This window comes from Paraburkholderia fungorum (assembly GCF_003610895.1).
GTDB lineage: Bacteria > Pseudomonadota > Gammaproteobacteria > Burkholderiales > Burkholderiaceae > Paraburkholderia > Paraburkholderia fungorum_B.
In genome coordinates this window covers 36,487-47,624 of sequence record NZ_MCAS01000043.1, presented here as the reverse complement: position 1 = coordinate 47,624, position 11,138 = coordinate 36,487, and the positions used below count along the sequence as shown (strand labels likewise).

10 protein-coding genes are annotated in these 11,138 nt (G+C 61.4%); 5 read left to right on the top strand and 5 right to left on the bottom strand.

The window, feature by feature from the left end; genetic code table 11:
- The 4 genes from BCY88_RS30925 to BCY88_RS30905 all read left to right on the top strand — a co-directional run.
- Positions 1-1,138, top strand: a 1,138-nt coding sequence (locus tag BCY88_RS30925) for a cytochrome-c peroxidase (RefSeq protein ID WP_259461562.1), incomplete at its 5' end; no start/stop codon positions are given.
- Between the two features lie 114 nt (positions 1,139-1,252).
- On the top strand, positions 1,253-1,903 hold the full coding sequence (locus BCY88_RS30920; RefSeq protein ID WP_120347954.1) for a lytic transglycosylase domain-containing protein: 651 nt from the start codon (positions 1,253-1,255) through the stop codon (positions 1,901-1,903).
- Between the two features lie 177 nt (positions 1,904-2,080).
- Positions 2,081-2,785 carry a DUF2242 domain-containing protein gene (locus BCY88_RS30915; protein WP_120347953.1) on the top strand — a complete coding sequence of 235 codons (705 nt, stop codon included), beginning with the start codon at positions 2,081-2,083 and terminating at the stop codon, positions 2,783-2,785.
- A 782-nt stretch (positions 2,786-3,567) separates the two neighbouring features.
- A complete protein-coding gene (locus BCY88_RS30905) occupies positions 3,568-3,819 on the top strand; it encodes a hypothetical protein (protein WP_120347951.1) in 252 nt (83 codons plus the stop codon).
- A 51-nt stretch (positions 3,820-3,870) separates the two neighbouring features.
- On the opposite strand, the gene BCY88_RS30900 is transcribed toward BCY88_RS30905, so the two are convergent.
- Both BCY88_RS30900 and BCY88_RS30895 read right to left on the bottom strand, forming a co-directional pair.
- Positions 3,871-4,677: a nucleotidyltransferase domain-containing protein gene (locus BCY88_RS30900; protein ID WP_120347950.1), complete on the bottom strand. Its 807-nt coding sequence runs from the start codon at positions 4,675-4,677 to the stop codon at positions 3,871-3,873.
- Between the two features lie 104 nt (positions 4,678-4,781).
- Positions 4,782-5,996, bottom strand: coding sequence for an RtcB family protein (locus tag BCY88_RS30895; protein ID WP_183081493.1), 1,215 nt, complete (start codon positions 5,994-5,996; stop codon positions 4,782-4,784).
- 270 nt (positions 5,997-6,266) lie between these two features.
- Here BCY88_RS30895 and rtcR point away from each other — a divergent pair, with 270 nt between their 5' ends.
- Positions 6,267-7,871: an RNA repair transcriptional activator RtcR gene (rtcR, locus tag BCY88_RS30890; RefSeq protein ID WP_120347948.1), complete on the top strand. Its 1,605-nt coding sequence runs from the start codon at positions 6,267-6,269 to the stop codon at positions 7,869-7,871.
- On the opposite strand, the gene BCY88_RS30885 is transcribed toward rtcR, so the two are convergent.
- The 3 genes from BCY88_RS30885 to BCY88_RS30875 are packed head-to-tail and all read right to left on the bottom strand — an operon-like array spanning position 7,859 to position 10,977.
- Entirely contained in the window at positions 7,859-8,794 is a 936-nt protein-coding gene (locus BCY88_RS30885; protein ID WP_120347947.1) for a DMT family transporter, read from the bottom strand. The genes rtcR and BCY88_RS30885 overlap by 13 nt on opposite strands.
- Before the next feature lie 44 nt (positions 8,795-8,838).
- On the bottom strand, positions 8,839-10,251 hold the full coding sequence (locus BCY88_RS30880) for an ATP-binding protein (protein WP_120347946.1): 1,413 nt from the start codon (positions 10,249-10,251) through the stop codon (positions 8,839-8,841).
- On the bottom strand, positions 10,252-10,977 hold the full coding sequence (locus BCY88_RS30875; protein WP_120347945.1) for a response regulator: 726 nt from the start codon (positions 10,975-10,977) through the stop codon (positions 10,252-10,254).
- Between the last annotated feature and the right edge of the window lie 161 nt (positions 10,978-11,138).

Here is an 11,138-nt window from a genome sequence, read left to right as displayed (position 1 = left end):
CTACAGCGATGCCGCGGCGCTCGGCAAGCTGATGTTCTTCGATGCGTCGTTGTCGGCGTCGGGCAAGATGTCGTGCGCGAGCTGTCATAGCCCGTCGCACGCGTACGGGCCGCCTAACGGGCTCGCCGCGCAATTCGGTGGGCCCGACATGCACCGCCAAGGCACGCGCGCCGTGCCAAGCCTGCGCTACGTGCTGAACCGCACGCCGATGTGGAGTCACGCGCAGGCAGCGAGCCTGTCCGAGCGGCTGAGCGAGACGGACAACGCGCCGGTTGGCGGCTTCGGCTGGGACGGGCGCTTTAACCGCCTGCACGATCAGGCGAGCTTCCCGCTGTTCAACCCGGACGAGATGGCGAACAAGGATCCGGCGGCCGTGCTTGCGAAGCTGGAGCAGGCGCCATATGCCGCACGTTTCAGGGAAGTGTTCGGTCAGAACATTTTCGCCGACCGTACGAAAGCGTTCGCCCAGGCGATGTACGCCATCGAGCGTTTCGAGCTTGAAGACCCGAGCTTCCATCCTTACACCAGCAAGTTCGATTACTACCTCGACGGCAAGGTCCAACTGACGGCACAAGAGTTGAGAGGCAAGAAACTGTTCGATGACCCGGCGGGTGGCAATTGCGCCTCCTGTCACATCGACCAGGTGGGTGTCGACGGCTCGCATCCGCTTTTCACCGACTTCAACTTTCAGGCGCTCGGTGTGCCGCGCAATCCGGAACTGCGTGCGAATGCAGACCCGAAGTACTTCGATATGGGTCTATGCGGGCCGCTGCGCACCGACCAGTCGAGCGACACGAGCAACTGCGGACTTTTCAAGTCAGTGTCGCTGCGTAATACAGCAACGCGGCAGGTGTTTTTCCACAATGGCCGCTTCCATACGCTGAAGGACGCGCTGCGTTTCTACGTGCAGCGCGACACGAATCCGGCGAAGTGGTACCCGAAAGACGCACACGGCAGAGTCGATAAATTCAACGACCTGCCCGTTGCGCTGCGCGTGAACGTCGATACCACCGACGAGCCGCTTACGCGCAAAGCGGGCGAGCGCCCCGTGTGGTCGGAGCGCGATATCGACGACGTCGCGGCATTTCTTGCCACCTTGAACGACGACTACGTGCTGAAACCGAAGCCATCGAAGTAGCTGAAGCAAGCGCGCCAGGCAACTACGTTTCGTCAGACGATTTCGGGCGTTTTGATGCCTCTTTTTCGGGCAGGGATATAATGCGCGGATCCCTTTTTCTTTTCCGTCCCCGTTATGAGCCGGCTACTTTGCCTGATCGTGCTTTCGCTCGGCCTGATGCAAACCGCAACGGCCGACGAAACCAATGACCGCATGTCCGCGTATCTGACGCAGAAATTCGGTCTGGCAAAGGAAAAGGCACAAAAGATCTCCGACGCGGTGCAGTCCGCAGCTTCGAAGTATTCACTGCCGCCGGCCCTGCTGCTGGCGATCATCTCGATCGAATCCCGCTTCAAGGAAAAGGCCAAGGGTCCCAATGGGGCGACCGGGTTGATGCAGGTGGTGCCGGGCGCCCATCGCGGGCTGCTGAGAAACGTCAAGGACCTCACCGAGCCAACCACCAACATCGAAATGGGCTCGGCGATTCTCTACGGCTACATGCGCTCGGCAAACGGCGACATGAACGCGGCGCTCAAGAGCTACGGTGGATCGCAGGCATACGCACGGAAGGTGAATTTGCGCGTCGAAGATTTCGCCGGCGTCGCCGGGCCAGAGGAAGTCGCATCGCATCTGGGCTCACAAACCAGCATGTGCGAGGCTGACCGCTGCCCGGCACCGGACAACTGGGCCGACGCTTTCACGATCCCGGCCGACAATGCAATCAACGCCACCGGCGTAAGCGGCGGGGCGGCGCTGCAAAGCGCATCGCCCGCAGCGCCGCACTGAGCGGCCACTTCCCCTTACTTTTCCTCGTTGTCATGCTTCCGCACTAAAGTTGCGGATTGAGCAATCACGCCATGTCAGACGGCGCGAGGCAGACGCTGCGCGCTTTTTACGCACGCCTGGCAACCGCTCTACAATGCATTCCCATCCGAGCTCACGCTGCGCCTCTTCCGATCGATCATGTTCACCTCGTTTTCCAAAACCACGGCCGTTTCGCTTATTGGCCTGCTGACCCTTGCTGCCTGCAACAGCACGCCGCAGCCAAAATTCCAGCAGGAACTGTTCGAAACGGGCGCGAGCCCTTACGCCCGGAACTTCAACTCCAGCACCACGGATACCTGCGAGGCCGCACGCCGCGCGCTCTTGAGTCAGGGTTATCTGACGACGATGACGCGCACCGATACCGTCGATGGAACGAAAAATTTCCAGCCGACCGGCGATACGCACATCGTTGTCGAGTTTCATGTGGTGTGCACGCCGGGGGAGGAGGCGAGCGATACCAGCATCGTCTACGTCAACGCGGTGCAAAACGGTTTTGCGCTGAAGAAAAGCGATACGTCGGCGAGCGTCGGGCTGAGCGTGCTGGGTTCGCTGTCGTTGCCGATCCGCTCGAATAACGACGCGATGGTCAAGATTTCCAGTGAGACGATTCCGTCGGGCAAGTTCTACGATCGCTTCTTCGGCCTCGTCGATCACTATTTGCAGACGGTGGTGCGCACGCAGCCGGTTGCGAACAGCCGCATCGAGACGCGCATCTTGCCGGCGCCGGCACCCGTGCCGGTTGAAGCGCCGACGCCTGCACCTCTTCCCGATATGTCCGACGCGATCGACAAGGCGGCTGCCGCGTCGGTGCAACCGGCGAGCGGAGCTAGCGTGGCGCCGTGAAGCATGCCTGCGGATGTTTGCCGGGTTCGGGCTGATCAAGACCTGATCAGCCTTTGATCTCATCACGCAGCGGCACTTATCCTATGTCTTTTACTTCATGCGTATATATATGTAGTAATAGTTAACAAGGGTTAACCCCTTCTGTGGATAACTCTCTAATTCCCCGTCACATCAAAGTCATGCAGAGACCATAACCCTGCGGAACACGTCTGTAGAAAAACTACGAAGCCGGGATAACTTTGGTGGAGCTTGCCTCGCGCCGCACCTTATCAAGATTTCGCGCACAGGCTGTCCGGTGCGCTATCCCGAAGTTATTCATAGGCAATTGTGGATAACTCGCGTATCCAACCGTATTTTGCCGGGGCGGCGAGTCGGTTTTCCCGTCGATGCCATCCGCTCGCCACCGTACAGACCGAGTTCCCTCAGACGCGCACATTGAAGCCGGAAGGTACAAAGATTGCGTCTATGTTTTTGCAAGCGCAACTGTTGCTATTTAGTCAAAATCATTTCGGCAACGGCCTATCCAGGCATAGAGTTAAAGTGTTTTCTGAAGTTATTGGTGCGGTGCGGGGGTGTGCGATGAAACGCAGAACAGCACGACAGCTAGTCCGTCTTCTCTCGGATATCAGGCATGCCAGCCACTGCACGACGTTGCGGGCGGCTGCCACTAACCGGGCCATATCCCTCGCATCCTCCGAACACGACGAGGACGGCGCCGAGAGCGACGAAAGCAGCGAAGCCGCGCGTGAGGCGAATCACGACAAGCCGGCCCGGAGCGGATCATGAGAGCCGCCAGCGAACAGTCGCTGCGGTTTCTGGTCGAGAAATGGCTGGCCGCCGGCCCCTCCATTCCGGTCCACGTTACCGAGTTCAGCCGTACCCGTCTGGGTGGCCGGCGTTACGTGCGCGTGGAAACTTCTCCCGAGGCCGGATCGCGCAGTCTCTTTTTCTTTCGTCACGACGATGGCTGCTGGTGTGTGTTTCCACCTATCTCCGATGCTCCCAGGCTGCTCACGCAACCACGCGCCGCTTAATGGCTCGGACGGTTAAGCGGCCGCCCCGTCAGGAAATGACGGCCGCATGTCTTAGGCAAGAATCACATGGCGCAGAAAGGTGTCCAGCGCGGCAACGTCACCTTCCGGCCGCTTGTAGTCCGACGGACTTTGCACCTCCGCTAGCGACGCCTCGATAAACCGATGGATCGCCGGCCGGCGCATCCCATACTCACCTTCGCCCGCCCGCATTTTCACTTCGAGCAGCGCATTGATTTCGGCGAGCAACGCCGGATCGTCGACTGTCCCCGCGACGAGATCGGCAAAGCGCATTGGCGGCATGCCGCGTCCCGCATCGATCCATTTGACGGCAAGCAGGGGCCGCAGCACGTAGAGGTACTTCTTGTAGCGCACCATCTCGTCCTGCAGATAGCCACGGAAGTTCTTCTTCGCCATCGAGAGGTAGTGGTAGCGCCCGCGCAACGGCGAGAAAAACGCCTGAGCCATGGTTCGCAACGCCGGCCCGTGGCGCGCGTCTTCGCGATAGACCACTGGCGAGTCGAGCCATTCGAGCAGTGCCGGATTCGAACGATGCAAAAGTCCGAGCGCCTTGCGCAACTCCCAGCCGCTGACGTCGAGTTCGTCGTCGATAGGCTTTTCGATTACGTCGCGCTGCGGCTCGACGCGCAGATACCAGTCGAGCCGATGCACGTACAGAAAACGCACGTCGTAATCGCTATCGGGCGAAGCGAAGCCCCAGCCGCGGCTGCCTGATTCGCAGGCGTAGAGCACGGTTACTTCGTAACGGCGTTCGATATCGAGCAATTCGGCCATGATCCGTTCCCGCACGGCGGGGGTGATCGGGTGCTCGCTTAATACTGATGTGTGGTTAGCTTCCATTTTTGTTCTTTGATTATTCTGTTGTTCTTCGCGTGCAGACGTGGCCGGCGTCCGGCATCGGCGCGGATCGCTGAACGGCGATCCGCGCCTTGCTACTACCGCTGTTACCCCTTCACGCACACCACCTGCCGCAGCGTGTGCACCACCTCGACGAGACTGCGCTGCGCTGCCATCACGGCGTCGATGTCTTTATAGGCCATCGGAATTTCATCGATCACGCCTTCATCCTTACGGCATTCGACGTGTGCCGTTGCCTTGACCTGATCTTCCACCGAGAAGCGCCGCTTGGCTTCGGTACGGCTCATCGAGCGGCCGGCGCCGTGGCTGCATGAGCAGAAGCTTTCCGGGTTGCCGAGCCCGCGTACGATAAAACTCTTCGCGCCCATCGAACCCGGAATGATGCCGAGTTGGCCCTTCTGCGCCGACACCGCGCCTTTACGCGTCACGAGGATGTCCGTGCCGAAGTGGCGTTCCTTTTGCACGTAGTTGTGGTGGCAGTTCACCGCGTGCTCATCCAGCGAAAACGGCTTGGCGATGATCGATTGCGCCGCGCGAACGACCGCGCCCATCATCAGTTCGCGATTCTGCCGTGCGTAGTTCTGCGCCCATCCGACCGCTTCGACGTAGTCATCGTAGTGCGCGCTGCCTTCTTCGAAGTAAGCCAGATTGCGGTCCGGCAGGTTCGCGATGTGCTGCCGCATATCCGCTTGCGCCAGTTCGATGAACAGGTTGCCGATCGCATTGCCGACGCCGCGCGAGCCGCTATGCAGCATGAACCACACGCTGTCCGCTTCGTCGATGCACACTTCCACGAAGTGATTGCCGGTGCCGAGCGTACCGAGGTGCACGTAGTTGTTGGTTCGCGCGAGCTTCGGATACTTGTCGACGATTTGCTTGAAACCGTCAGCAAGCGACTTCCACGCGACGTCGACCGGTTGCGGCGGCCGATCACCCCATGCACCCGGATCGCGGCGACCCGGCGCGCGGCCGTGCGGCACCGCGCGTTCGATCGCGCTACGCAGACCCGCCAGCGAATCGGGCAGATCGGCAGCCTTGAGCGTGGTGCGTGCGGCCATCATGCCGCAGCCGATATCCACCCCGACTGCGGCCGGAATGATCGCGCCGAGCGTAGGAATCACGCTGCCGATCGTGGAGCCTTTGCCTGCGTGCACGTCCGGCATCACGGCCAGATGCTTGAAGATGAATGGCAGCTTGGCCGTATAAGCGAGTTGGTCGCGGGCGAAATCGTCAATGGCGACACCTTCGGTCCACATCTTGACCGGCTTGCCGTCCGCGACTTCCATCAGTTGGTAATCCATTTTTCTTTACTTCCCTGTTCTTCTTTTGACTGGCTGCAGCACGCAGTGGTGCGGCACGCCCCCGGCTGGGTATGTCGGTTATGACGCCCAGTCGGGCTATGTATTGCGAGGAGCATGCCAGCATGGTCGCGCGTTCGGATCATTCTGCCGTAAGTCACTGATGCGAATCATAAAGATGCCGCGCATGCCGTAGCTCGGTGCTTCTCGATGGCAGCCCGAACAGGGCAATAATTGATATCATCAGCTAGTGATTTATACAGAAAGATAAAAATGAAAAAACGCGTCGCTATCGGTTTTCTCGGCACGGTGTTGGACCAGGGCGGCGCGCGGCGCTGGCAACGCTGGCGGCCCACCATCAGTCTCTGCGAGCAGCCGGGCATGCCGATCGACCGTCTCGAGTTGCTGCATTCGCCGGGATACGAATCGCTCGCCAATCGCGTGAAGAACGATCTCGCCGGTGTTTCACCGCTCACCGAAGTGCGGCTGACCGCTATCGCCACCCACGATCCGTGGGATTTCGAAGAAGTCTACGCGTCGCTGCATGATTTCGCGCGTGGCTACACGTTCGATACCGACAACGAGGAATATCTCGTCCACATCACCACCGGCACACACGTCGCGCAGATCTGCTGGTTTCTGCTGACCGAGGCGCGCTATCTGCCGGCGAGCCTCGTGCAAACCGCCCCGCCGCAGCAAACCGACGAGGGCAGGAGCGGGCCTGGCAAGGTGTCGGTCATCGATCTGGATCTGTCTCGCTACAACCGCATCGCCCAGCGCTTCACCCGCGAGCGCGAGGACACCGTGTCGTTTCTCAAGGCCGGTATTGCCACGCGCAATCCGCAGTTCAACGCCTTGATCGATCAGATCGAGCGTGTCGCGATCCGCTCGCGCGCGCCGATTCTATTGATCGGCCCGACCGGCGCGGGCAAGTCGTTCCTTGCGAGGCGCGTCTATGAACTTAAGCGCAATCGGCATCGACTGGGCGGGCCGTTTATCGAAGTGAACTGCGCGACCTTGCGAGGGGATTCGGCGATGTCGACACTATTCGGCCACGTCAAAGGCGCTTTCACCGGCGCGCAAAGCGCGCGCGGCGGTTTGCTGCGCGCGGCTGATCATGGGCTGCTGTTTCTCGACGAAATCGGTGAGCTCGGCATGGATGAGCAGGCAATGCTGCTGAAGGCCGTGGAGGAGAAACGCTTTCTGCCCGTCGGCGCCGATACGGAAGTGACCAGCGATTTTCAACTGATCGCCGGTACGCACCGAGATCTGCGGACAATGGTCGCGCAGGGCGTCTTCCGCGAAGACCTGTACGCGCGGATCAACCTTTGGACCTACCATCTGCCGGGCCTGGCCGGGCGCATCGAGGATATCGAGCCGAATCTCGAATTCGAGCTCGATCGCTTCGGCCGGGAGCAGGGCGAGTTGGTGCGTTTCAATGTCGAAGCACGGCGCCGCTATCTGTCGTTCGCCACTTCCGCGAAGGCGGCGTGGACCGGCAATTTCCGCGAGTTGTCGGCCTCGGTGACGCGAATGGCGACGCTGGCGGACGCCGGGCGTATCACGGAAGACAACGCGGGACAGGAAATCGAGCGGTTGCAGCGAACGTGGGCGCCGCCGCCTGACGGTGTTGATAGTGATCTGGTATCACGCACGCTCGGCGCACGCGCTGACGACTACGACCTGTTCGACCGTTTGCAACTCCAGCGTGTGCTGGAGGTTTGCCAGGCGTCGGCAAGTCTGTCGGAAGCGGGGCGCACGCTCTTTGCGGTGTCGCGGCAATCCAGGAAGCAGCCGAACGACGCCGACCGCCTGCGTAAATACCTCGCACGCTTCGGCGTGGAATGGGGCGACTGGCTGCCGCCTCACGCTTCGTGAGGCAAGCGATCACGTTCGCTTGTAGGGCGCCGGGCGGGCATCACCTGGCACACGATCAAGCCGGTGAGCATGAGCGCGCATCCGAACAGCGCGCGCGCTGACAATGTTTCACCGAGTACCAGCCAGCCGGCGAAGGCGGCGAACACGCCTTCCATGCTGAAAATCACCGCGGCATGCGAGGGCGCCGCGTGTTTTTGCGCAACCACCTGAATCGTATAGGCGATGCCCACCGACAGCGCACCGCCGTACAGAATCGTCGGCGCGGCGCGCTCGATCACCGCAAGACTGATCGGCTCGATCACGAGGCCGACGGCCAGACACACCGCCCCGCACGTCACGAACTGCACGAGCGCCAGCATCAGGGTGTCGTGCCGGAGCGCGAAGCGGCCGACCAGCATCATCTGGACAGAAATCACCAACGCGCCGGCAAGCTGATACCAGTCGCCATACAGGATCGAGAAGTGTTCGTTCACGCTCAGAAAGTACATGCCGATGGTTGCCAGCGTTGCACCGAGCCATGTGCCGAATCCCGTTCGATGACGAAATAGCACGCCGAGCAGCGGCACGAGCACCACATACAGCGAACTGATGAAGCCGGCGTTGGCGACCTTGGTGTATTGCAGGCCGATCTGCTGCAATGAAATCGACGCGGATAGCACGACGCCGAGCAGTACACCGGCACCGAGCAGTTCGCGTGCGCCGCCGGGGGCGCGCTTTGACAATTCCGCCAGTGCGGAGCGCCGCACGCAAACGATCATGGTCAACACGACCAGCGCGCCGAGCAGGAAACGCAGTCCGGTAAACAGAAACGGTCCGATCGTATCGAGGCTCAGACGTTGCGCGACGAACGCGGAGCCCCAGATCATGGCCGCGACCAGCATCAGCAGATTGGCGCGCAGGTGTTGGCGTGTGTCGGGTTTCAAAGGCTGTTTTTCGAATTCGGTTGTTTTAACGAGGCGCTCGCGACTTAACGGCGATGCACGGCATCTTGCGGCGCGGATTCCTTAACCGGCACCGGCAATGGTAACGCGGGCAAGGTGATTACAAAGCGTGCGCCGCCCGATACCGCTTCTTCGAGCCGGACGTCGCCGCCATGAACCAGCGCGACGCGCCGCACGATCGCGAGGCCGAGGCCGAAGCCGCCGGTGTGCCGGTCACGGCTGGAGTCGATCCGGTGAAACGGTTCGAATACGCGCCCGCGCTCTGCAAGCGGAATACCGGGACCGTCGTCCTCGACGATCAGCACCAGTGCGCCTGCCGCGTTGGCGGTCGCGCTCAGCGAAATCGCCTGCCGTGCGTAGCGGGTACTGTTGCGCAGCAGATTCAGCAGTGCACGCGCGACCAGCTTGGGATCGCAGACATGATACGTGGGCGTGCGGGTAATCGGCATACGGGAAACCGGAGCGCGGGCGGCGGGCGTGCCCGCAGCGCTACCCGTGGCGGACCCGCCCGCCGTGCTGACCGAAAGCGTCAGTGAGCGATCGGCGACATCGTTGGACATGCTCGCGGCCACGCTGTCGAGCAGTTCCCCCACCGACACCTGCATCAGCACCAGATGCCCGTCGCCTTGTTCCAGGCGGCTCAAGGTCAGCAGTTCGGTGACGAGGTCGTCGAGTTCGCGCACGTCCTTGCACAGCGCCAGCTGCCGTTCACGCTGCCGCTCGGGCGACTCCGGCGATTGCAGCAGCGCAAGTCCGAATTCGAGCCGTGCGAGCGGCGTCTTCAGTTCGTGGGAGATGCCGTGCATCATCTCGCGCTGATGCAGGATCGACGCTTCGATCCGTTGCGCCATTTCGTTGAATTGTTGCGACAGGTCGTAGATGTTCGACTTGCTCGACAACTTCACGCGCGTCGATAGCGCGCCCGAGCCGAAGGTGCGCGCCGCGGCTTCGAGCTTGCGCAGATCGCGCCAGTGATAGTGCACCCATACGACCACCGAAAACAGCGTGGCAAGCGCGAGCAACGCATACGCGAGTGCCTGAATCTCGACAGTGGTGGAATCGCCGCGACGTGCATAGACGACGGTGCCATCCGACAGAGGCAGGTAGTAATTCGTGGTGTCGTAGTCCAACACCAGCTTGCCATCGCGCAACTCGCGCTGTTGGCGCTTGCCGACCAGTGGCGCGGCCTCGTCGGTCGTCATCAACCTGAAGCCTTCGCTGCCGTGCTTTTCCAGTTCCGCGAGCGCGGCGGCGCGTTCCGGGCCCGCGTGCCGTTGCAGGTAATCCTCGAGTACGAATGCATACGTACGGTCGGCGGCGCGCTCGGTTTGTGTGACGCGCTCATGGAACAGTTGCGAGAACGAGGTGTTGATGAATGCAATGGCGAGGCCGCCACCGATTACAACGATCAGATACAGCCGGATCAGCGAGCGGAGCATTTATTCCTCCCACGCCGACGGGCTGAACAGGTAGCCGCGACCCCAGATCGTCTTGATTTTGCGCGGCTCGGGTGACGCATCTTCGAAACGCCGGCGCAGCCGGGAGATCCCGGCGTCGACGGTACGGTCGAGACCGTCGAATTCAATGCCGCGCAATTGCTTGAGAATATCGTCGCGGCTCAGCACGGTGCCGGCCGCGCGCGCGAGGATCAGCAGCAGGTTGTACTCGGCGGTCTTCAGTTCGACCGGCTGGCCGCGCCAGCTCACAGCGCGATCGGGCGGCGCGATCACCAGTTCGCCGAAGCTCAGCGTGTCGTCCTGCGTGGACGGCTCCGCGCTTTCCGCCGGCTGCGCGCGGCGCAACAGCGCACGGGCGCGGGCGACCAGCACGCGCGGCTCGATCGGCTTGACGACGTAGTCGTCGGCGCCGGTTTCCAGTCCTGCAATCTGATCGAATACGTCGACGCGCGCCGTCAGGATCAGCACCGGCACGCGCGAAAAACTGCGAATGCGCCGGCAGACCTCCATGCCGTCCATGTTCGGCAGCATCAGATCGAGAATCACCAGCGCCGGTTTGTGCTCGCGCACGGCGGCCACGGCCGTGTCGCCGCGCCGCACGATTGTCACACTGAATTCGTAGCTGTTCAGATATTCCCCGATCAACTGCGCGAGGCGATCGTCGTCCTCGATCAGCAGCACGCTGGTTTTAAGGGGGGCGTCGTTCATATTGATCTCCACTATCAGGCGCCGATTCTATCCGCGCGCACCGCCACCGCATACGCCGCGAACATTCGCGAACACTTGAACACAATTGCGCACACATTCTCCCAACTTCAGGACAGACGTGGCGCGGCGGCGTCCCTAGACTGCGGCTTCCGTCCCAAATA

Bases quoted from the DNA above. Each gene is read 5' to 3' on its own strand.
- BCY88_RS30920 (WP_120347954.1), top strand. From the start codon at position 1,253: ATGAGCCGGCTACTTTGCCTGATCGTGCTTTCGCTCGGCCTGATGCAA.
- BCY88_RS30915 (WP_120347953.1), top strand. From the start codon at position 2,081: ATGTTCACCTCGTTTTCCAAAACCACGGCCGTTTCGCTTATTGGCCTG.
- BCY88_RS30905 (WP_120347951.1), top strand. From the start codon at position 3,568: ATGAGAGCCGCCAGCGAACAGTCGCTGCGGTTTCTGGTCGAGAAATGG.
- BCY88_RS30900 (WP_120347950.1), bottom strand. From the start codon at position 4,677: ATGGAAGCTAACCACACATCAGTATTAAGCGAGCACCCGATCACCCCC.
- BCY88_RS30895 (WP_183081493.1), bottom strand. From the start codon at position 5,996: ATGGATTACCAACTGATGGAAGTCGCGGACGGCAAGCCGGTCAAGATG.
- rtcR (WP_120347948.1), top strand. From the start codon at position 6,267: ATGAAAAAACGCGTCGCTATCGGTTTTCTCGGCACGGTGTTGGACCAG.
- BCY88_RS30880 (WP_120347946.1), bottom strand. From the start codon at position 10,251: ATGCTCCGCTCGCTGATCCGGCTGTATCTGATCGTTGTAATCGGTGGC.
- BCY88_RS30875 (WP_120347945.1), bottom strand. From the start codon at position 10,977: ATGAACGACGCCCCCCTTAAAACCAGCGTGCTGCTGATCGAGGACGAC.